General features: G+C 64.4%; 20 protein-coding genes and 2 tRNA genes. 21 read left to right on the forward strand and 1 reads right to left on the reverse strand.

The genetic code is table 11. The annotated features are described in order from the left end of the window. The first annotated feature begins 46 nt into the window (after positions 1 to 46). From BN3789_RS05905 to nth, 16 genes are all read left to right on the forward strand, one after another. Complete coding sequence (locus BN3789_RS05905) at positions 47 to 763, forward strand: LytR/AlgR family response regulator transcription factor (protein ID WP_066831677.1); 717 nt, start codon at positions 47 to 49, stop codon at positions 761 to 763. A gap of 42 nt (positions 764 to 805) precedes the next feature. After that, a complete protein-coding gene (locus BN3789_RS05910) occupies positions 806 to 1264 on the forward strand; it encodes a metallophosphoesterase family protein (protein ID WP_066831805.1) in 459 nt (152 codons plus the stop codon). A 151-nt stretch (positions 1265 to 1415) separates the two neighbouring features. After that, a tRNA-Asp gene (locus BN3789_RS05915) sits at positions 1416 to 1493 on the forward strand. A gap of 159 nt (positions 1494 to 1652) precedes the next feature. After that, positions 1653 to 1730: transfer RNA gene (locus BN3789_RS05920), tRNA-Asp, on the forward strand. Between the two features lie 264 nt (positions 1731 to 1994). Then, positions 1995 to 2489: an RrF2 family transcriptional regulator gene (locus BN3789_RS05925; protein ID WP_066831680.1), complete on the forward strand. Its 495-nt coding sequence runs from the start codon at positions 1995 to 1997 to the stop codon at positions 2487 to 2489. 36 nt (positions 2490 to 2525) lie between these two features. Then, the gene (locus BN3789_RS05930) at positions 2526 to 3428 is read left to right on the forward strand and encodes an HhH-GPD family protein (RefSeq protein ID WP_066831683.1); all 903 of its coding nucleotides are present in this window, start codon (positions 2526 to 2528) and stop codon (positions 3426 to 3428) included. Between the two features lie 265 nt (positions 3429 to 3693). Further along, positions 3694 to 4233, forward strand: coding sequence for a rubrerythrin (gene rbr / locus BN3789_RS05935; RefSeq protein WP_066831685.1), 540 nt, complete (start codon positions 3694 to 3696; stop codon positions 4231 to 4233). Positions 4234 to 4322: 89 nt separating this feature from the next. Beyond that, complete coding sequence (locus BN3789_RS05940) at positions 4323 to 4892, forward strand: ethanolamine ammonia-lyase reactivating factor EutA (protein ID WP_147569580.1); 570 nt, start codon at positions 4323 to 4325, stop codon at positions 4890 to 4892. Positions 4893 to 5154: 262 nt separating this feature from the next. Further along, on the forward strand, positions 5155 to 6312 hold the full coding sequence (locus BN3789_RS05945; protein WP_229254230.1) for an ABC transporter substrate-binding protein: 1158 nt from the start codon (positions 5155 to 5157) through the stop codon (positions 6310 to 6312). Positions 6313 to 6384: 72 nt separating this feature from the next. After that, entirely contained in the window at positions 6385 to 7299 is a 915-nt protein-coding gene (locus BN3789_RS05950) for an ABC transporter permease (RefSeq protein ID WP_079989125.1), read from the forward strand. Further along, positions 7296 to 8114 carry an ABC transporter permease gene (locus BN3789_RS05955; RefSeq protein ID WP_066831689.1) on the forward strand — a complete coding sequence of 273 codons (819 nt, stop codon included), beginning with the start codon at positions 7296 to 7298 and terminating at the stop codon, positions 8112 to 8114. The genes BN3789_RS05950 and BN3789_RS05955 overlap by 4 nt, the downstream gene beginning before the upstream one ends. A gap of 15 nt (positions 8115 to 8129) precedes the next feature. Further along, positions 8130 to 9152: an ABC transporter ATP-binding protein gene (locus tag BN3789_RS05960; RefSeq protein WP_066831692.1), complete on the forward strand. Its 1023-nt coding sequence runs from the start codon at positions 8130 to 8132 to the stop codon at positions 9150 to 9152. A 208-nt stretch (positions 9153 to 9360) separates the two neighbouring features. Beyond that, positions 9361 to 10344 (forward strand): CehA/McbA family metallohydrolase domain-containing protein, encoded by a 984-nt coding sequence (locus BN3789_RS05965; protein ID WP_066831694.1) that lies wholly within the window; start codon positions 9361 to 9363, stop codon positions 10342 to 10344. A gap of 361 nt (positions 10345 to 10705) precedes the next feature. Further along, positions 10706 to 11545 (forward strand): PHP domain-containing protein, encoded by an 840-nt coding sequence (locus tag BN3789_RS05970; protein WP_066831696.1) that lies wholly within the window; start codon positions 10706 to 10708, stop codon positions 11543 to 11545. Between the two features lie 1224 nt (positions 11546 to 12769). Next, positions 12770 to 14209, forward strand: a complete 1440-nt coding sequence (locus BN3789_RS05980) for a DNA recombination protein RmuC (protein ID WP_079989126.1) — start codon at positions 12770 to 12772, stop codon at positions 14207 to 14209. Then, complete coding sequence (nth, locus tag BN3789_RS05985) at positions 14209 to 14877, forward strand: endonuclease III (RefSeq protein ID WP_066831701.1); 669 nt, start codon at positions 14209 to 14211, stop codon at positions 14875 to 14877. The genes BN3789_RS05980 and nth overlap by 1 nt, the downstream gene beginning before the upstream one ends. 249 nt (positions 14878 to 15126) lie before the next feature. On the opposite strand, the gene BN3789_RS05990 is transcribed toward nth, so the two are convergent. Beyond that, on the reverse strand, positions 15127 to 15852 hold the full coding sequence (locus BN3789_RS05990) for a UTRA domain-containing protein (protein ID WP_066831704.1): 726 nt from the start codon (positions 15850 to 15852) through the stop codon (positions 15127 to 15129). Between the two features lie 344 nt (positions 15853 to 16196). On the opposite strand from BN3789_RS05990, the gene BN3789_RS05995 reads away from it, so the two are divergent. The 5 genes from BN3789_RS05995 (at position 16197) to BN3789_RS12345 (ending at position 21797) form a co-directional block, all read left to right on the forward strand. Continuing rightward, positions 16197 to 17786 carry an alpha-glucoside-specific PTS transporter subunit IIBC gene (locus tag BN3789_RS05995; RefSeq protein WP_066831707.1) on the forward strand — a complete coding sequence of 530 codons (1590 nt, stop codon included), beginning with the start codon at positions 16197 to 16199 and terminating at the stop codon, positions 17784 to 17786. Between the two features lie 182 nt (positions 17787 to 17968). Next, the gene (locus BN3789_RS06000; RefSeq protein ID WP_066831710.1) at positions 17969 to 19312 is read left to right on the forward strand and encodes a 6-phospho-alpha-glucosidase; all 1344 of its coding nucleotides are present in this window, start codon (positions 17969 to 17971) and stop codon (positions 19310 to 19312) included. 223 nt (positions 19313 to 19535) lie between these two features. Next, positions 19536 to 20129, forward strand: coding sequence for a hypothetical protein (locus tag BN3789_RS06005; protein WP_066831720.1), 594 nt, complete (start codon positions 19536 to 19538; stop codon positions 20127 to 20129). Positions 20130 to 20378: 249 nt separating this feature from the next. Further along, complete coding sequence (locus BN3789_RS06010) at positions 20379 to 21554, forward strand: MFS transporter (protein WP_066831722.1); 1176 nt, start codon at positions 20379 to 20381, stop codon at positions 21552 to 21554. A 57-nt stretch (positions 21555 to 21611) separates the two neighbouring features. Continuing rightward, positions 21612 to 21797 (forward strand): HAD family hydrolase, encoded by a 186-nt coding sequence (locus tag BN3789_RS12345; RefSeq protein ID WP_324608429.1) that lies wholly within the window; start codon positions 21612 to 21614, stop codon positions 21795 to 21797. Positions 21798 to 22116: the final 319 nt, after the last annotated feature.

A 22116-nucleotide genomic window follows, 5' to 3' on the forward strand; every position in this document is an offset into this window, starting at 1 on the left:
CGCCGCGATGTCACATGGAGAGCAACCGGGAAGGATTTACACGCCTATGCTACGTGCGATGATCGTCGATGATGAGGCGCCTGCACGATCTGAGCTGCGCTTTTTGCTGGAGCAGACCGGCAAGATGGGGGCTATCACCGAGGCCGCGAGCGTTCGCACGGCCATCGAGATGCTCATGGAGAATCGGGTCGACGTGGTGTTCTTGGATATCTCCATGCCGGGTGCATCGGGAATCCAACTGGCTGAGGCGCTCCATAAGCTGAAGAATCCGCCCGCGATCGTGTTCGTGACGGCCTACAGCGACCACGCGGTCGAGGCCTTTGACGTCGATGCGGTCGACTATCTGCTGAAGCCGGTGGAGGAGGCGAGGCTCGACCAGGCCATCAACAAGGTGCTGGCCCGCGTCAAGCCGGTGGCGGAAAGCAAGGCCCCGATCGAGCGCATCCCCGTCGAGAAGGGTGGGCGCAAGGTCCTGATCCCGGTCGATCAGATCCGCTACATCATGGCCAAAGACGATTACTCCTGCATCTTCACGGAGGACGACCGCTACCTGTCGACCACGTCGCTCGCGCAGTTCGAGTCCAAGCTCGGCGACTTCGGCTTCTTCCGCGTGCACCGTCGCTATATCGTGAACCTTGCGTGCGTGGAGGACGTGGAGACCGCCGCCTCCGGCGCCATCCAGCTGGGCGTGACGAGTGTGGACGATCGCATCCCGGTGTCGCGCCGCCGCGTGGTGCCGCTCAAGAAGGCGCTCAATCTGTAGGAACGACGGCAGACGGCAAGACATGGGGGCATCTGCGTGAACATGCGGGACGCCAAGCGAATCGACATCATCTCCGATACCCATGGACATCTGTCCTCGCGATTGCTCCAGGAGCTTGAGGGCGCCGACCTTATCGTCCATGCCGGAGACATGACGTCGGAGTCGGATTACTTCGAGCTCGCGACCATCGCGCCGATCAAGGCGGTGCTCGGCAACAACGATTATTTCTACGATTACGGTCCCGGTGTCGAGCGCACGATCCGCTTTGAGTACGAGGGGCTGAGGTTTACGGTCAACCACTACCAGGAGCGCCTGCAGCTCATGGGAGTCGACGTGGCGGTGTGCGGGCACACGCACCGCTCGAAGATCATGCGCCTGGGCGCATGCACGCTCGTCAACCCCGGGTCGCCCACCTATCCTCGCGACGACCGGGGCCCCACGATGGCGCGCATGTTCGTCATGGACGGGACGATCGTCTCGACGAAGATCATCAGCCTGTAGGGGAGCGTCGGACGGTTCGCGCCGCACCCGGTCGGACGAGCGCTGGCCGCGCCGGTTGGACGCGCAAAAGTTTTTGAAAAAAGCCCTTGCGCAACCGATTGGGTTCTGTGTATACTAGCTCTCGCAGCACGCGGGGTACCGCGAACTGTATGGGGGGTTAGCTCAGTTTGGTTAGAGCGCCGGCCTGTCACGTCGGAGGTCGCGGGTTCGAGCCCCGTACCTCCCGCCATTGCAATCAAAGCCCTGCCTTCGAGCAGGGCTTTTTGCTATCGATAGAGCACAGCCGCTGCAGCGCGCAGACGTTGTGGTTTGCTTGTGAAGCGCATCTGCGCTCTGGTCATATCGTGCGAACCCGATATACTTATCACTCGCAGCGACGAGCTGTGATGGGGAGTTAGCTCAGTTTGGTTAGAGCGCCGGCCTGTCACGTCGGAGGTCGCGGGTTCGAGCCCCGTACTTCCCGCCATCGCAAAGATGCAGCCCATCCGGGTAATCCGGGTGGGCTGTTTGCGTTGAAGCCCCTGGTTTCTCCGTCGTCCTCTTCGTCCTGTTGTCGGCCCGCAGCCAGCGCGTCTTCCGAAATGACTGACATACCGCCTGAAGAGTGGGTGTATAGTAGTGAACACCGTTTTGGCGCTCTGGCCGTCTGGACGGATGCCGCGTTGTACATTCTTCTTGAACGCGATCGCCGCGCACGAGGCGACCGCGCGTAAACGTCCAAGGAGGAGAAATGGACATCTCCAGGAAGACCGACTACGCCCTCCGCATGTTGTCCATGTTGGTGAAGGACGAGGAAAATCTCTTGTCGGTGAGGACCGCCGCCGAGCAGGTCGGTGTTCCGTATTCGTTCGCCCGCTCCATTCAGCACGGCTTGGTGCAGGCGGGCATCGTGGAGAGTCTGCGCGGCGTGCACGGCGGCATGCGTCTTAAAATCGACCCGGCGGACATAACGATTCGCCAGGTCGTCGAGGCCGTTCAGGGCCCGCTCATCATGAACGACTGCACGGGCGAGGAGGGGATATGCTCCCGCCAGGCCACATGCTGCTATCATCCCATCTGGGTCGGTACGCAGGCGCTGGTCTTCAGCTATCTTGATTCCGTCACACTCGACGACGTGGTCAACGGCAAGAATACGCCGGCGGTCGATCCCAAGTTTGCCGATCGCAACGCGTTTTACACGTACGTATCGTGCGGCGAGAGCTGTCCGCGGTTCAATCAGCAGTAGCCCGGGCGCTCCGTCTTCACGTCCCAAGGAGCGCCTGTGCCTGATATCGAAACGTTTCGCACGCTTGTACGAGCCGAAGGGGCGCGCCTGTATCGCGACCTTCCCTGGCGTCGCACGCGCGACCCCTACGAGATCTGGCTTTCGGAGGTCATGCTCCAGCAGACGCAGGTGGCGCGCGTCATGACGCGGTGGGGCGAGTGGCTGGAGCGGTTCCCGACCGTCGAGGCGCTGGCGCAGGCGAGCGTGAGCGACGTGCTGGCCGCATGGCAGGGGATGGGGTACAACCGTCGCGCTCTGGCCCTCAAATCGGCGGCGGAGGCTGTGGTTTCCGATTGCGACGGCGTGTTTCCCCGCGAGACCGCGCAGCTCAAGGCGTTGCCGGGTATCGGTCCGGCGACCGCCCAGGGAATCCGCGCGTTCGCGTTCGACCTGCCGGGCGTCTATCTCGAGACGAATGTGCGCACCGTGTTGCTGCACCACTTCTTTCCCGATGTGCCCGGCGTGCCCGACCGGGAGCTCACGCCGCTTGCCGAGGCGTCCTGCCCTGCACGTGCGGGGGAGACGGACAAAGGTCCCTACGCTATGCCGCAAGACGCCGATGACACTCCGCGCTCCTGGTATTACGCCATGCTCGACTACGGCGCATATCTCAAAAAGACGATTCCCAATCCGTCGCGGCGCTCAAGCTCCTATACGCGGCAGTCGCGATTCGAGGGGTCGCGCCGTCAGAAACGGGCCCACATCGTGCGCATGCTGCTCGACGCGCAGGCGTCGGGACGCCCCGGGCTCGTCCTCGAAGAGGTTCGCGCGGGCGTGAACGACATGGAGATCGGTGCCGGCCGCGATACCGTTTCCAGCGATGAGGTCGCCTCCATCCTCGCCGATCTGGTACGCGAGGGCTTTGCAAGGGCAGAGGAGGACGCCTGGAGCATTGCGTAACCCTGTGCAAATCGGGGGCGACCGCGGCGCAACTCTGGGGACAGTCCCTCAAATTTCACGGAGGAGGCATGTGCCTCCTCCGTGAAATTTGAGGGACTGTCCCCAGAGTTGCGCCGCGGTCGCCCCCGATTTGCACGCCATGTGTAGCCGTCGTGAAGTTGGGTATAGTGACAATAAGGTAAATGGTTCCTTATTAGGAATCATTTACAATAAGGATGTCCGAAAGCCTGTATCGGACATCTTGCTACACAAAGGAGGAACACCAATGGACTTCGAGAACTCCCAGACCAAGAAGAACCTTGAGACCGCGTTTGCAGGTGAGTCTCAGGCCCATACCAAGTATCGCTACTACGCCTCCAGGGCCAAGAAGGACGGTTACGTCCAGATCTCCAACATCTTCATGGAGACCGCTCTCAACGAGTCCGAGCACGCCAAGCTGTGGTTCAAGTACCTGCACGACGGCGCTGTGCCCGACACCCTGACCAACCTCAAGGATGCGGCAGCCGGCGAGAACTACGAGTGGACCACCATGTACGACGAGTTCGCCAAGACCGCTGACGAGGAGGGCTTCAAGGAGATCGCCGCCAAGTTCCGCGGCGTCGGCGCCGTCGAGAAGGCTCACGAGGAGCGTTATCTCAAGCTGGCCGAGCGCGTGGAGAAGGGCGAGGTCTTTACCCGCGAGGGCGTCAAGGTGTGGAAGTGCGGCAACTGCGGTCACCTGCATGTCGGCCCCACCGCTCCGCAGCTCTGCCCGGTCTGCAACCACCCGCAGAGCTACTTCGAGGAGCAGGTCGTCAACTACTAAGCTGTCCGGCCCACTTGCCGCCCAGCGCAAAACGCAAGCTGTCGCGTCGCGTTCGCCCCGACGGGTTTCACCGCCCGTCGGGGCTTTTCATGTATGTGGAGAGATGGCCGATCGGGGATCGGCGCGGATCGGCCGCACTGCCCGCCGCGGATCGGACGTTCTGCGCGCGGGCAATGGTGCCGTTCTGCTACAAGACGGCTCCGGTTACCGTGCCGAAACAGCCGCTTCCGATAAGCATGACGCTGTCGGGCAGCACGGTATTCGCGGCGGACGGGATGCTGCCGCAGCGCAACCTGCCGATCGTCGACGTGTTCTCCGGCGGGACGGAAGTCCACGGGACCCTCGCCGACTGCATCGCTCGCGGGCGCCGGCTGCACGATGGCGGGCGCGCCGCGGTGTCCTTCCGCGGTCCGGAGCATGCGAGCAGGCAGCAGGTGGTGCAGATCGCCCGGGAGCTCCGGCAGGCGCTCGCGCCCGGCGCGGTCGTGCTCGTGGAGGGCGATTTCGCGAAGGCACTGGGGCAGCAGCTCGCCGTGCTGGGGCTGCGCCAGGTGGTGGTGCTCGACGGCGTCTCGGTCGGGCGCGGGGATTACATCGACATCGGTCGGCCGGTGGGAGACGCCGTGCCCGTGGTGGTGAAGACCATCGCCTTTCGCTGAGGGCCGACACGGCCCGTCGTCTCGGCGGCGTGCCCGCACCGTTTGTCTTGAAGCTGTAAAGAGCGTGTTTCACGTTTGAAAACGGGGACTACAGGGCAGTTAGGGGCCTGTAAAGAAAGGCCGTTGCCACCATGTTCCAAGGTTTTATGCACCTATAGTGCAACGTGTTGTGTGCGAGGCGTCACGTTCAGGCCGACGCGGTGCGTATCCGCGGCCCGGAGCCTCCACCGTGAATCGAATGCAATGAATGAGGGAGGCATTGATGAACAGGGAAACGGTCGTTCGCGCCGCCATCGAGCGCGGCATGTCGCGCAGGCAGTTCTTTGGGATTCTCGCCGGCATGGCGGGTATGGCCACGGTTGCCAGCATGGGTCTGACGGGTTGCGATGATGGCGGTTCTGCCGCTTCCGATGTCGATTACAACTCGATGTCGCTCGAGGATCTCATCTCCCAGGCTCAGGAGGAGGGCGAGATCCAGTCCGTAGGCATGCCCGATACGTGGGCCAACTGGGTTGAGACCTGGGAGGACATCGAGTCTGAGTACGGCATCACCCATGCCGACCAGGATATGTCCAGCGCCGAGGAGCTCTCCATGTTCCGCGAGGAGGGCACCGACGGCACCAAGGACATCGGCGATGTGGGCCAGTCCTGGGGCCCGGTGGCCGAGGAGCAGGAGTTGACCCTCAAGTACAAGACCAGCTACTGGGATGAGATCCCCGACTGGGCCAAGGACGACGATGGCGACTGGATCGTCGGCTACTACGGAACCATTTCCATCATGTCCAACGACGCCAACGTGCCCGAGGCCCCCACGAGCTTCCAGGATCTGCTCGATGGTGACTACAACGTCTGCATCGGCGACGTGACCGCTGCCGCCGTGGCCCAGTACGCCGTGCTCGCCGCTGCCAATGCGCTTGGCGGCAGCATCGACGACATGCAGCCCGGCTATGACTTCCTGCAGCAGCTCGCCGAGGCGGGCCGTCTGGACGTCTCCGACGCCTCGCTCGCCCGTATCGAGTCCGGCGAGATCGACGTCTGCGTCAACTGGGACTACAACGCGCTGAACTACCGCGCCCAGATTCTCGAGAACAACCCCAACGCGTCCTTTTCGGTGAACATCCCGACCGATGCTTCCATCCGCTCGGGTTACTGCACCATCATCAACAAGAATGCCCCGCATCCGGCGGCGGCCTGCCTCGCTCGCGAGTTCATCCTGTCCGATGAGGGCCAGATCAACCTTGCCCGCGGCTATGCGACTCCCATCCGCGACGTCGAGCTGCCCGAGGATGTCCAGGCCATGCGCCTTGACGATTCCCAGTACGGCGACCAGGTCCAGAGTGTCGACGAGACTGTCTGGAGCGAGGTCAGCCAGAACATGATCACCTGGTATCAGGAGAACATCATCCCGATTCTCGGATAATCCGAGTGATGCGAAATCGATTGGGGGCGGGCCGTATGCGGCCCGCCCCCGCATTAAGGTAAGGAGTGCGCAATGCAGCAAACCGCAGTGGCGGGACGGCAGGAGGTGAGCAGGGCCGAGGCGACCACCAAGGTCGCCAAGCGTCGCCCGTGGCTCGGATATCTCGCGATCGTTCCGTTCTTTGTGGTCGTGGCGCTGTTCGAGATCATGCCGCTTCTGCAGCTGGCATTGAACAGCGTGATCGGCCGCGAGTCCGGCTCGCTCGGTCTCGAGAACTTCATCCGCGTCTTCACCACCCCGCTCTACCAGCAGTCCATCTGGAACAGCGTGTGGATCAGTCTCCTTTCGGCCGTGGTGGGCATCATCGTGGCGTTTTTGGCCGCGCGCTTCTGCTCCGAGGCGAGCCCGCGCGTGCAGAACGCGTTCACGATGGTCCTCAACATGATGTCGAACTTCTCCGGCGTGCCGCTGGCCTTCGCCTTCATGATTCTCATGGGCAACTCCGGCGTGCTGACGCTCATCGGCCAGAACTTCGGTATCCCGTTCCTCGCTGACTTCAACCTGTACGGTTCCGAGGGCCTGGTGCTGATGTACATCTACTTCCAGATCCCGCTGGCGACCCTGTTGATGATCCCGGCGTTCGCCGGCATCCGCAAGGAGTGGCGTGAGGCCGCGACCATCCTCAAGGCCACGACCTTCGACTACTGGTTCCGCATCGTCATCCCCAACCTCATGCCGTCGATCCTGGGCACCTTGTCGGTGCTGTTCTCCAACGCGCTTGCCGCCTATGCGACCGCTTACGCGCTCGTGATGAACAACTACGCGCTGCTCGCCCTGCAGATCACTTCGCGCTTCAAGGGCGACGTGCAGACCGACGCCGCCACCGGTGGTGCCCTCGCCATGGTCCTCATCGCGCTGATGGTCATCTGCACCCTCGTCAACAACTACTTCACGCGACGTGCCGCTAAGGGGAGGGAGCTCGTATGAGTAAGGTCGCAGCTGTCCAGGCGGGCGGCAAGAAGACCTCGCTTGCGGGCAAGATCTTTTTGGCCGTCGTCGCCATCTACCTGCTGGTCCCGTTCGTGACCACCTTCATCTACTCGCTGTTCGTCGAGTGGACCGACATCCTTCCCTCCGGCTTCACGCTGCGCAACTACATCGAGCTGTTCAGCAACATGACGTTCTGGAGCTCTATCGGCCGCACGCTCGTCCTGTGCATCGTGAGCGTCTTGATCACCATCGTTTTGATCCTCATGGCGATGTACGTGGTGGTTGCCGTGAACCGCAAGTTCGCGGGCGCCATGCAGTTCCTCTGCATGATCCCCTACGCGCTGCAGGGCGTCATCCTGTCCATCGGCATCATCTCGCTGTACACCGGCACGGGCACCATCCTGTCCAACCGCATGTTCATGCTGTTCGGCGCCTATGCCATCTTGGTGCTGCCCTACATCTACCAGGGCATCCGCAACGCGCTGAACTCCATCGACGCCGAGATGCTCATCCAGGCCGCCGAGATGCTGGGCTGCGGTCGCTTCCGCGCCTACGTCCAGGTCGTGCTGCCCAACATCTTCTCGGGCATCCTCGTGTCGAGCCTGCTCGCCGAGAGCATCATCTTCGGCGACTTCGTGCTTGCCAACAACATTGCCGGCACCAACTACCAGAACATCCAGGTGTTCCTGCAGGCCAACATGGACGTCTCCAGCGGCCTTTCGAGTGCCATCGTCGTCGTTATCTTCGTGGTGGTGGCCCTGGTCACCGGTATCGTGCTTAAGCTCCAGGGTGCGTCCCAGAAGCGAGCGTAAAGGAGTAGTTAACCCATGGCTTATATTGAGTTCCACGATGTCGTCAAGCGTTTCGGCGACAACACCGTGCTCGACCACATCAACTTCGGGATCGAGAAGGGCGACCTCGTGACGCTGCTCGGCCCGTCGGGCTGCGGCAAGTCCACCCTGCTGCGCTGCCTGTCCGGTCTGGAGCAGGTCTCCGAGGGCAAGATCATCCTCGACGGCGTCGACGTGACCAACGTGCCCGCCTCCAAGCGCAACATCGGCATGGTGTTCCAGCAGTACAGTCTGTTCCCCAACATGAACGTGGCGCAGAACATCGCCTTCGGTCTCAAGATGCAGAAGGTCCCGGCCGACCAGATCGACGAGAAAGTTGCCCGCGCCGTGGAGATGGTCGAGCTCAAGGGCAAGGAGAAGACTTACCCCGCGAACCTGTCCGGCGGTCAGCAGCAGCGCGTGGCGCTTGCCCGCTCCATCGTGACCGAGCCCAAGGTCCTGCTGCTCGACGAGCCGCTGTCGGCCATCGACGCCAAGCTGCGCCGCGCCCTGCAGTCCCGCATCCGCGAGATCCAGCAGGAGCTGGGCCTGACCTCGATCTTCGTGACGCACGACCAGGACGAGGCTATGGTCATGTCCGACGTGATCCAGCTGTTCCATGCCGGCCGCATCGAGCAGGCGGGCAGCCCGGTCGACGTCTACACCAAGCCGGTCTCCGAGTTCGCCGCGAGCTTCATCGGCAGCTACAACCAGCTCACGGCCGCCGAGTTCGCCGATCTGACCGGTGAGCGCGTCGCTGCCGACCAGGTGGTCGCCGTGCGCCCCGAGACCATCGGCATCTCCGTCGAGGAGCCCGAGGCCGATGACGTCTATGTGCTCAAGGGCATGGTCGCCGGCAGCATGCCGCGCGGCAACGTCCTGCGCTACACCGTGCGCGTGGGCGCCTCGACCCTGCGCGTGGACGTGCTGTTCCGCAGCTTCCACATGTTCGGCACGGGCGAGACGGTCTATCTGTCCCTTCCCAAGCACGACTGCCTGATCATCCCGGCGGCCGCGTAGCGCTGTCGGGCGAGGACGCGCGTGTCTTTTCGCCCGCCGTCCAGCACCCCTTCCTGTGCACCCGGCCTCGCTTCGCTCTCGCGGGGCCGGGTGTTTTGGCGATGCAGCGGGTGGAGCTTGCGCGCGAGGGGAGAATCGGGCCGGCTGCGCCGCGCCGCCGGTTCGCCGGATACGAAGGTGAGAGCACAAGGGGATGTAAGGAGCCGCCATGATTGCCGACCAGCAGGGTCTTCCGTCGCTGCAGGACATGCCTCGCTACAAGGGCAACCTGCACAGCCATACCACCAACTCCGACGGGTGCCTGACGCCCGCGGAGGCGGTGACCGCGTTCCGTGAGCGCGGGTACCAGTTCCTCTGCCTGTCCGAGCACGACCTGTTCACGGACTACTCGGGGGAGTTCGACCGCGAGGATTTCATCATCCTGCCCGGTATCGAGGCGTCGGCCTACCTGTATGCCGACGAGTCGCATACCGCGCGCCTGCGCTGCCACCACATGCACGGCATCCTGGGCACCGACGAGATGGTCGCGGCGGCGCCCGAGCGCTTCGCGCACATGGAGCGGTTGGAGCCGCCGGCGTATGTGGGCACGTGGGACGGCCTGGCGGTGGCGCGCGAGCTCGGTGCCGAGCTCGCTGCGCACGGGTGCGCCGTGACGTACAACCATCCCATCTGGAGCCGCATCGAGCCGGAGGACCTGATGGGTCTCGACTGCGCCTTCGGCATCGAGGTGTGGAACTACGACACGGTGAACGAGTGCGCGCTGGGTGCCGATACGGTCTATTGGGACATGCTGCTGCGTCGCGGGATTCACGTGGGCGCGATCGCCGCCGACGACAACCACAACCCCGGGACGTTCGACGATGCGTTCGGCGGCTGGGTCGTCGTGTGCGCGCCCGAGCTGACACGCGACGCCGTGGTGCGGGCGCTGCTCGACGGGCGCTACTATTCGAGCTCCGGTCCCGAAGTGCACGGGTTCGGCGTGAACGACGGGCGCGCCTGGATCGAGTGCAGCCCCTGCGAGCGCGTGAACCTGATCTGCGGCGGCCCGATCGGCGTGGGCGAGACCCGTATCGCCCCTGAGGGCGAGCTGCTGGAGCGCGCCGAGTTCACGCTGCGCGGCACCGAGACCTACCTGCGCTTCGAGTGCGTCGGCGCGAACGGCCGCACCGCCTGGACCAACGCCCTGCGCTAGCGCGGGACCTATGCGGGCGCGGTTTTCGCTGTCGGCCGGGGGCGCTTGACGACCGGTGCGCGGCGGGGTCCGGGGTGGCGCGGTATCCGCTCTGCCCCATCGTGCGCGGCCGCACCGGACGCCGAGCCTTCCGCATGGTTGCGCGACAGGGACCGTGCGGAGGGCTCGGCGTTTTCGGAAGGACGATGAGATTCCTTGGGAGGCGTCGGGGTCTTTGTAAGGTCCCGGAGACCGGGCGATGCGGAGGCCTCGAAGCTCGAACGGGTTTCGGGATCGATCGGAGACGGCGTTCCGTTTCGTGCGAAAATACCGCTATCGAGGGGCCGCATCGTCGGCTGTTCAAGAGAGAAAGGGAGTTCCCATGGCTACCCCGTTGCCCGCCCGCTCCATCGTGGACACCCATACCCATACGCATTTCTCCGACGGCGTGGGCACGTTCGAGGAGAACGCCTGCACTGCGGCGGCGGCCGGCTGCCGCGTGATCGTGTCGACCGACCACCTCACGCTGCCGCGCATCATGGATCCGGCGGGGGCCGTCCAGGTCGTGGAGCATGAGCTGGCAGCGCACCGGGCGGCCTTCGAGGCCGCGCGCGACGCGCACCCCGAGATCGAGTATATCTACGGGTTCGAGTGCGACTGGTACGAGGGCTGCGAGGAGGACATCCGCCGCTGGTCGGCGGATGCGATTGTGCGCCTGGGCTCGGTGCACTGGCTGGGCAGCCAAGAGGACGGCGCCTGGATCGATGACGCGACCGACCAGCATATCTGGACCGAGCTCGGTCCCGACGAGGTGTGGCGGCGCTACGAGGAGACTTGGTGCCGCGCCTGCGCATGCGACCTGTTCGACACCATGGCGCACCCCGATCTCGCGATGCGTTTCGTAAACGAGGGGTTCGCGCCCACGATCGACCTGGCCCCGCTGTGGGATGAGATGGCCGCGTGCGCGCACGACACGGGCAAGCGCGTGGAGCTGTCCACAGCGGGTTGGCGCAAGGGCGTGGGCGACTACTATCCCGCCCGCGGCCTGCTCGAGCGCTTCTTCCGCGCCGGCGTGCCCATCACGGTGGGTTCTGACGGGCACTATCCGAAAGATATCTGCGACGGCATCGCGAGGGCGTACGACCACGCGGCGGCCGTGGGCTACCGAACGGTCGAGGTACCGCGCGCCGACGGCTCATGGGAGCAGATGCCCATCGCGTAGCGCGCGATAGCAGGCTGCCCGCCGCGGCTGGCTGGCAAGTCCGCCGATCCCGACCGGTACGCTGGCCGCTGCCGGATGGTTGCCAGGTCCTCTACCTAGTTTTCCGCTGACCCCTCCGGTGCCGACCTCCAGCACGCGCGTCCGCAGGTTCTCAAGCGCCCCTCGGTGCATGTGCTGGAGGGTCGTGGTGGGGGGACTATCGGGGGATGGGCGTAAGGCCCGTAGCCGAGGGCGCGGCCGGCCAAGAGACGGGCGGGTGTTCCCCTTCAGGGCATGGCCCGGCTTTCCCGCGAAGGGGCATCCCGGCTTGACCCGCGCCCCGAAGCCAGATGGCGCCGCCCTGCGCTTCCGGTGCGGCCGTCGAGGATGCGCGGGGGCGCTCTTTCATCTTGACGATGCGGTCCCGGGCACTCACAATGGAGAGACCCTCTCCCGTGCACGCCTCGATTTGGAGGCCTGCACATGAACCTATTTCTCGAAACACCCCAGCGGGCTGCGGAGCGGCTGCTGAGAGAGCAACGCCGGCAATACACTGCACCGCCGGCGGCTTCAGGTTGGAACGGGGGCGCAGCGTCCCCACCGCAATCCTCCGCTTCCCCGATGACGCCCCGGGCAGACGCCCCGGCCTACGACCAGCCGCGCACCGCGCACGGTGGGGGACAGGCTCCTGCCGCGGCGGCCTCGGCCTATGCGGCGCCGCCTGCTCCCCAGGTATCGATGCCGCAAGGTGGTGCGCCCGCTGTTCCCGGGGCGCCGCAGACAGCGTATCCGGCAGCAGGCCCGACGGGCCCGGGCCCGCAGGCGACTCCCGCTGCGTACGGGGCCTCGGCCCAGTCCGCACCCGTCTATCCCGAGCGGGGACCGTCTCAGCAGCCGTGGAACCAGTACTCGCTCGCGCAGGAGACGTATCGCGAGGAGCGCGCATACGATCGCCGGCGCGCCCGACGGCGCAAGCGGCACGGCGCGCTTCGGATTGTGGGGATGTTCATCCTGGTTCCGCTGATGCTCGTGGCAGCATTTCTGGTTTCATACATTCTGACCTGCATCATCAACGGCGCTTCGCCTGACGATGTGGCCGGCCTCCTTGCGAATCTTTGGGAGCGCGTCCGAGGATGGTTCCTCGGAATCGCGCTATTCGGGTAGCGGGGCGCCGATGCATGTGCCGCCGCGCGCACCTCGATATAATGACGGCAGATGGATGAACGGATACGAGACGGGCGGTTCATGGAAACTGAGCTCTTGATGATTGCGGTGCTTGCCGCCGCCGCAGCTGTCGTGCTGTCTGCCGTGGCGGCGGTCGGCGTCATGCAGATGAGGCGAACCCAGGCGCAAGCCCTCGATCTCGCGCAGCGGGCGGCGGAGTCGGCGGAGCGCTGCGCGATGGCGGTCGAGTCGATGGGTCCCGTGGTGGCGCAGACGCACGCCGTGGCCTCGGGGCTGAGCCAGCATGCCGCATCGGTTGCGGCGGTCGACCAGCAGCGCTTCGACACCACGGCGCGCGAGTTCAGCCGCATGGACGCCAAGGTCGATGACCTGCGTCGCGAGGTCCAGGCGCAGCTGGGCCAGAGCCGCGAGACCGTCGACACCCGCCTGGGCGAGATGCGCGTGTCGGTCGATCGCCAGCTGCGCGCCATCCGCGTCGACAACGAGCGCCAGCTCGAGCGCATGCGCGAGACGGTGGATGAAAAACTGCAAGCCACGCTCGAAAACCGTCTGACGCGGTCCTTCAAGCAGGTGAGCGACCAGCTCGAGGCGGTCTACAAGGGCCTGGGCGACATGCAGGGCATCGCGCAGGGCGTGGGCGACCTCAAGCGCGTGCTCGGCAACGTGAAGACGCGCGGCATCTTGGGCGAGGTGCAGCTGGGGGCGATCCTGGCCGATATCCTGGCGCCCGAGCAGTATGTGCAAAACGTCGCGACCAAGCCCGGCAGCGCCGAGCGCGTGGAGTTCGCCGTGCGCATCCCGGTCGAGGGGTCCGAGCCGGTGCTGCTGCCCATCGATGCGAAATTCCCCGGCGATGCGTACGAGCACCTGCGCGATGCGATCGATGCAGGCGATACCGAGGGCATCGCGTCGGCGCGCAAGCAGCTGGAGCTGCGCATCCGCACCGAGGCGCGCGACATCTCGACCAAGTACCTGTCTGTGCCGGAGACCACGAACTTCGCCATCATGTTCCTGCCGTTCGAGGGCCTGTACGCCGAGGTGGTCGACATGCCCGGGCTGGTCGAGACGATCCAGCGCGATTACCAGGTGAGCGTCGCGGGCCCCTCGACCATGGCGGCCATCCTCAACAGCCTGCAGATGAGCTATCAGAGCTTTGCGTTTCAGCGGCAGGCGGACGAGATCCAGCGCGTGCTCTCCGCGGTCAAGGCGGAGCTTCCGCGATACCAGGCCGCCCTGCAGAAGGCCTACGAGCAGATCAATCGCGCCGGCTCGACCGTCGAGACCCTCATGACCACGCGCACGCGCGCCATAGAGCGCAAGCTCAGGGGCGTCACCGCGCTCGAGAGCGAGGCCGAGGCGCTGCGCGTGCTGGGGTTTGACGAAGGCGACCGCTCGCAGGAAGCGGACGAGGTCATCTTCGAGACGCCGGAAGACGAGGGGTCCGCCTCGGCCGCGCACGGAGAGCGGGAAACCGATACGACGGAAAGGGACGATGCCTGATGCCACGCGAGACGAATGCGGCGAAGCGCGAGCGCGCTATCGAGGTGTGCCGGCGCCTGAACGAACGCTACGGTCCGGTCGAGTGCTTTTTGGACCACGAGAACCCGTTCAGGCTGGTCATCTCGGTCCTGCTGTCCGCGCAGACCACGGACGCCCAGGTGAACAAGGTGACGCCGGAGCTCTTCCGCCGCTGGCCGACGCCGGAGGCCATGGCGGGGGCAACGCCTGCCGAGATCTCCGAGGTGATCAAGTCGCTCGGCTTCTACAAGACCAAGGCGAAGCACTGCGTCGAATGCGCGCAGATGATCGTGGCCGACTACGGCGGCCAGGTCCCGGCCGATATGAAGGAGCTGGTCAAGCTTCCGGGCGTGGGGCGCAAGACGGCGAACATCGTGCTGAACGTCGGGTACGGCATCGTCGAGGGCATCGCGGTCGACACGCATGTGAACCGCATCGCGCATCGGCTCAAGCTGTCTCCGAAGACCCATGAGAAAGAGCCGCTTAAAACGGAGCAGGACTTGCTCAAGATCTTGCCGCGCGAGTACTGGAACGATGTCAACCATCAGTGGATCATGCTCGGCCGCGAGATCTGCGATGCGCGCAAGCCTCTGTGCGGAGAGTGCCCGCTCGCAGACATCTGCCCCAGCGTGCGCGTGACCGCGGAGTAGCCGCGCCGGAATGCAAATCCGGGGACGTACCTTCAGCGTGCACTTTTGCAAATCGGGGACGTACCTGCTGCGTGCATCATTTTGGTGCAGCGGGTGCGCTCCCGATATGCGATATGCATAAAAAATTACGCAACAGGTACGTTCCCGATTTGCATGTGAGCCCCAGAATGCACGCCGAAGGTACGTCCCCGATTTGCAAAAGTGCACGCCGAAGGTACGTCCCCGGATTTGCGTCCCCGAATTTGCACGCTAGCGCTGGGAGCGGACGGCGGTCTCGTGGTAGGCGAAGAATCCCGGGCGCTGGCGGGATTCGGTGTACTCGATCATGACGCCGTCGGCATCGAAGGTGTGCGAGCGCATGACGCCCACCGCGTTGAATTCGCCGAGGTCGATGTAGCGCCGGTCGGTCTCGGTCGCCGCTTCCACGGTGATGGTGCGCTTGCTCGTGCCGATCTTCATGCCGAGCTCGCCCTCGAGGTAGGCGTAGACCGAGTTCGCGATGATCTCGAGCGTCAATCCGGGCACCTCGTCGGCAAGATAGAAGCTCTCGTCGGTCGAGATGCGTATGCCATCGGCGCGGCGCGCGCGCATGATGTGGGTGAGGCGGCTTCCCGTGGCGAACCCCGTCGTTTCCGCGAGCCCGTCATCGGCAACGATCTCCTCGAGCAGCACGGCGTCGGTGTGCGGCGTGAAGTCGAGCCGCGCGGCGAGCTCGTTGAACGTCTCCAGCCCGTTATAGCCGCTGATGTCAAGAAGCGCGGGGTTGCGTATGACGCGCACGCCCTTGCCCTGCTGCGACTGGACGTAGCCGTCTTCCGCGAGCATGCGCAGCGCGCGGCGGACGGAGCTGCGCGAGCAGTCGAATCGCGCGGTGAGTTCCGCCTCGGAGGGAAGAAACGATTGGTATGCGAAGATCCCGTCCTCGATGTTCTGCTTGAGGGCGCGGTAGATATCCTGGAACACTGCTTTGGGCATTGCATCACCTATTCGAACAACTTGCTATACAGAGTATAGACCGATGTAATCCGCATGACCACGGCATCTTGCACGACCAGGTCGTTGCGCCCGTTTCGGCTCTCGCTAACTTGTACGAACAACAATAACGTTTACCGGTGAATTCCGACCGTTCGCCGCGCCGCCTGCGGTATGGATAGACTTGTACGAACAAGAATCGCATAATTAAGCCATAACTTGTACGAACATGTTGGGTAGCAAACGCCGGCAAGCTTCTGAGCAGGGGAAATGCAGGTTATACGAAAGAATTGACGTCCGGGTATCGCCTGTCCGGACGACGTAAGCAAGAAAGGAGGAAGCCTCCCATGATGCAAAAGATCCAGAAGTTCGGCGGTGCCATGTTCACCCCGGTGCTTCTCTTTGCGTTCGCCGGTGTGGTGATCGGTCTCGGCACGCTGTTCACCACCGAGGTCATCTTCGGTTCGCTGGCGGCTCCCGATACGTTGTGGTACGGCGTGTGGAACGTGATCCTGCAGGGCGGTTGGACGGTCTTCAACCAGCTGCCGCTGCTGTTCGCGGTCTCGCTGCCCATCGGCCTGGCCAACAAGCAGAACGCGCGCTGCTGCATGGAAGTGCTCGTCGCCTACCTCACCTTCAACTATTTCGTGTCCACGATGCTGTCCCAGTGGGGCCCGACCTTCGGCGTCGATTTCTCCGCTGAGGTCGGCGGCTCCTCGGGTCTCGCCATGGTCGCGAGCATCAAGACGCTCGACATGGGCATGATCGGCGCCCTCGCTATCTCCGGCATCGTCATCGCGCTGCACAACAAGTTCTTCGAGACCGAGCTTCCCGAGTGGCTCGGCGTGTTCTCCGGCTCCACGTTCGTCTACATGATCGCGTTCTTCGTGATGCTGCCCACCGCGCTCGTCGCCTGCCTGGTGTGGCCGCACGTGCAGGACGGCATCCGCGCCTTCCAGGGCTTCGTGGCCGCAGTCGGCCTGCCCGGCGTGTGGATCTTCGCCTTCCTGGAGCGCGCGCTCATCCCCTTCGGCCTGCATCACCTGCTGTACAGCCCGTTCTACTATGACAACGCCGTGGTGAACGGCGGCATCTACGCTGCCTTCGCCAAGCAGCTCCCCGAGATCGCGGCCTCTTCCGCCCCGCTTACCGAGCTTGCGCCCTACGCGGCCTTCACCTGCTCCACCTGGTCCAAGATGTTCGGCTGCCCCGGCATCGCGCTGGCCTTCTACGCCACCGCCAAGCCCGAGAAGCGCCAGGAGCTTCTGGGTCTTTTGATCCCCATCACCCTCACCGCCATCTTCTGCGGCGTGACGGAGCCCATCGAGTTCACGTTCCTGTTCATCGCCCCTGCGCTGTTCATCGTCCACTGCGCGCTTGCCGCGTGCCTCGCCACGGCCATGAACGCGGTCGGTGTCGTGGGCGTCTTCGCCGGCGGCCTCATCGAGATCAGCTCGCTGAACCTCATCCCGCTGTGGGCCAACCACTGGATGACCTACCTCACCGGTCTGGTCGTGGGTCTTGTCTTCACCGGCATCTGGTTCGTCGTCTTCCGCTTCCTCATCCTCAAGTTCGACTTCAAGACCCCCGGTCGCGAGGACGACGAGGAGGAGATCAAGTTCCGCAGCAAGGCCGAGTACCGTGCGGCCAAGCAGGGCGGCGGCGCTGCGGCCATCGAGGCCGGCGCCGAGGAGAACCCCTACGCTGTCACCGCCGCGGCGTGCATGGAGCTCGTGGGTGGTCCCGACAACATCGTCGACGTGACCAACTGCGTCACCCGCCTGCGCCTGAACGTCAAGGACGAGACCCTCGTCGCCGACGATAAGGACTTCAAGGCCGTCGGCACGAGCGGATGCATGAAGAAGGGCAAGTCGGTCCAGATCATCATCGGACTCAAGGTCGCCAAGGTCCGCGATGAGTTCGAGAAGCTGATGTAGCGGATCGAGCCCGCCTACCCCGCGCATCGATGCGCGAAACCCCTTCGAACGGGGCGGCTTGACTTACTGCACCGCTAGTCGCCCCGCACCCCAGGAGGTCCCGAGGTGAACAAAGGCCCCGCGTCGTGGTCGCAACGCGAGGCTCACCAAACCCATTGCGACCGGGAAAGGAACGATCAGCCATGTCCAAGAAGTCCTATGCGGTGACTATCGCCGGCGGCGGCTCCACCTTCACGCCGGGCATCGCCCTCATGCTTCTCGAGGAGCACGACCGCTTCCCGGTGAACAAGATCACCTTCTACGACAACGACGCCGAGCGCCAGGAGATCGTGGCCAAGGCCTGCGAGATCTACTTCCGCGAGAACGCCCCCGAGATCGAGTTCAACTACACGACCGATCCCGAGACCGCCTTCACCGGCATCGACTTCGTGCTCGCCCACATCCGCGTCGGCAAGTACGCCATGCGCGAGAAGGACGAGAAGATCCCGCTGAAGTACGGCGTCCTCGGCCAGGAGACCTGCGGACCTGGCGGCATCGCCTACGGCATGCGCTCCATCGGCGGCGTCATCGAGATCCTCGACTACATGGAGAAGTGGAGCCCCGACGCGTGGATGCTCAACTACTCCAACCCGGCGGCCATCGTCGCCGAGGCCTGCCGTGTGCTTCGTCCCAACAGCAAGATCATCAACATCTGCGACATGCCGATCGACCTGATGGACAAGATGGCCGTCATGTGCGGCATCAAGGACCGTCGCGAGCTGCAGTACAGCTACTACGGCCTGAACCACTACGGTTGGTTCACCAGGATCTACGACAAGGACGGCAACGACCTCATGCCGGAGATCAAGAAGCACATGGCCAAGAACGGCTACCTCGACGGCATCAGCCATGAGCCGGGCCAGGAGCAGCACATCGACGAGTCCTGGGTCCACACCTTCGGCAAGGCCAAGGACGTGTACGCGCTCGATCCCGAGACCATCCCGAACACGTACCTCAAGTACTACATCTTCCCGGATTACGTGGTGGAGACCTCCGATCCCAACTACACGCGCGCCAACGAGGTCATGGACGGCCGCGAGAAGCGCGTGTTCGGCGCCTGCCGCGAGGTGATCGAGAAGGGCACCGCCGAGGGCTGCGGCTTCGAGGCCGACGCGCACGCCACCTACATCGTGGACCTTGCCTGCGCACTGGCCGAGAACACCATGGAGCGCTTCCTGCTGATCGTTCCCAACGACGGCGCGGTGTCCAATTTCGACCCGACCGCCATGGTCGAGGTCCCCTGCATCGTGGGCAAGAACGGCTACGAGAAGATCTGCCAGGGCCAGGTGCCCCAGTGGCAGAAGGGCATGCTCGAGCAGCAGGTCTCCGTTGAGAAGCTCGTCGTCCAGGCCTGGGTCGAGCACAGCTACCAGAAGCTGTGGCAGGCGCTGTCGCTGTCTGCGACCGTGCCGTCCGCCAAGGTCGCCAAGCTCATCCTCGACGACCTGATCGAGGCCAACAAGGGATACTGGCCCGAGCTGCACTAGGTGCATCTGCGGAAAGGCGTTTGAGGGGCGGCCTGACCGGCATTCCCCGGCGCCTTTCCGACCCTCTTTACGCGCCCGCGGCGCTTGCCTGCTGCGGGCGCGTGCTGAACGAGGGGCGAGTCCTGCTCACCCTGCCAGATGGGCGTTATGTTCGGTGCGCATCTGGCAGAATGAACGGGAATCTTCCCAAGACGACGAAGGATCGCCCGCGAAAGGGGATACCATGGCAAAGACGACTCGTGCTCAGGCGGCGGCGCGCGGAACGAAGCTCGACGACGAGCGCTCGATCAGGCCCACCGATGCCGTCGAAAAGCCCGGGCAGGCGGCCCGTCCCCAGTCCAAGTACGAGGCGCGCACCGCCAAGATCTTCACGACGGTGCAGGTCATCATGGTCGTGGTCCCGCTCGCGATGATAGGGTACGTGTGGATGGTCGGAGGCGGGTCCATCTCGGCGCTGCAGGACGCCATGGAGCAGAACCCGACGCTGACGGTGTCGTTCATCTCGGCCATGTGCCAGCCGCTCGTCGCCTGGCTGCTCAAGTTCGTGAAGCAGCACTACCAGGCGGGAGACGGCGGTTACGCCGCGGCGAACCTCATCGGCCTTATCTGCGGCGAGCTCATGCTCCAGAATGCCGTGGGTGTGATCGGGTGCGCGCTGCTTCTGTGGCGCATCTGGAAGAGCATCGACGGCGAGCTGACGGCGTGGAAGCAGGAGCGTCGATTGGGCGGCATGCTTGCCGACCTGTCCGGTGCGCTGGTGATTTGCGTGTTCGGCGCGCTGTGCGCGTTCGCCAGCTGGAGGGTCGGCCTGGTGTAGACCGCCGCGGGCGCCGCGTCGGTTTGCGGCGGGCGCCGGTGCTGGGATGCGCGGAAGTGCGTCGGCTTTTCGTCTCCATACGGTCGCATGATGTTCGCACATGGTTTGTAAGGAGATGGAAGAGGATCGGGGTTGTCGCTTTCCGTGCGTCCGCGTGGGTGCTACTATCCGCTGGTGCAAAAATGCCATGACGAGCCGGACCGCTCTTGTGCAGTCCGGCTCTTGCTGTGAGAAAGGGTCGGATCGACTATGAAAAAGAGCCTCATCGCCCTCGCCATGGGCGCGTTCGTGCTCGGATTCGCCGAGTTCGTCATGATGGGCATCCTGCCGGTCGTGGCGGAGGGTGTGGATGTGACCGTCGCCTGGGCGGGCAACTTCATCACGGCGTACGCGGTGGGCGTCTGCGTTGGCGCGACGATGCTCGTGGTCGGGCGCCGCGTGCCGCCCCGTCGGCTCATCATCCTGTTCATGGCGATCTGCGCTGCGGGCAACGCCCTTTCCGCGATCTCGGGGGATCCGATGATGCTGCTCGCAGGCCGTTTCATCGCGGGCCTGCCGCACGGCGCGTTCTTCGGCACCGCGACGCTTGCGTCCAAGATGCTCGCCGACCCCGGCCGTGAGGGCCAGGCGGTGGCGACCATGGTCCTTGGCCAGACGGTCGCCAACATGATCGGCGTGCCCGCCGGCACGCTGATGGCGAGCATGTTCTCCTGGCACGCGCCCTTTGTGTTCGCGGCGGCGTGGGCCGTGCTGGCGGCGGTGCTCATCCACCGCTTCGTGCCGGTGCTCGACGCCATCCCCGATGCGGGCTTAGCCGGGCAGTTTGCGTTTCTGAAGGCCCCCGGCCCGTGGTTCATCCTCGCCGCGGTCCTGCTGGGCAACACGGGCATCTTCTGCTGGTGGAGCTACGTCTCTCCCTGGCTGCAGCATATGGGCGGATTTGCGGAGAGCATGGTGCCGATGCTGCTGGTGCTGGCTGGTGCCGGCATGGTGGTCGGCTCGACGCTGGGCGGGCGTGCCGCCGATCGTCGGAGCCCGGGCATCGCCGCGGCCGCCGGCCAGTCGCTTGCCGGCGTGGCCCTGCTGCTCATCTTCCTGTTCGGCCGCGGCTCGGCGCTGTGCGCGCTGCTGATGTTCGTGGTCTCCATTGGGCTGTTCTTCGTTTCCAGCCCGCAGCAGATCCTGATGGTCGAGGTCGGTCAGGGCGGCGGTGAGCTTTTGGGCGGCGCCTGCGTGCAGATCGCCTTCAACGGCGGCAATGCCATCGGCGCCCAGGTGGGCCAGATGGTGTTGAACACGGGTGCGACCTACAACTGGATCGGCCTGGCGGGCGTGCCGTTCTCCATCGTGGCGGTGCTGTTGCTGCTGGCCTTTGCCCGTCGCTACGAGCGCCAGTACCACCTCAAGGCGACCGGTCGCGCCTAAAGGCGCCTGGCCGCCGCGCTGTCGGGGGCGGGTACATTCGGCGATTCGCATCTCGGCATCGAGCCCGAGGAGTGCGTCGCGTTTGGCGACGGCGGCAACGATATCTCGATGTTTCGATGCGTGGGCACGAGCGTGGCCATGGGTAACGCGTCGGACGAGGTGAAGGCGGCGGCGAGCCACGTTACACCGCACGTCGACGAGGACGGCATCGCGCGGGCCTGCAGGGACCTCGGGCTGATATAGGAGGGCGTCGAGAGGCTCCTTTTGCTCGCCGCAACCTGTAACCACAACGGTATCACCCGGCCGGGATGCACGGGATAAGGCCTTATCCCGTGCATCCCGGCCGGGTGATATCGTTTTCTTTCCGGACCGGGTAACGACCGATGAAGATCGGTCGGCGCTCCCTCGGGTGATGCCGTTGGGTGAACATGTCGCCTTTCGAGAAGAGGGGCGAGCAGGGGGTCAATGACACAGAATGGGCAATTTGGCACGCTAAAGAGAGCTAATAGAGGCCTCTAGCGTGCCAAATTGCCCATTCTGTGTCATTGACCCCCTGCTCGCC

This window comes from Collinsella ihumii, from assembly GCF_900046475.1.
GTDB classification, from domain to species: Bacteria; Actinomycetota; Coriobacteriia; order Coriobacteriales; family Coriobacteriaceae; genus Collinsella; species Collinsella ihumii.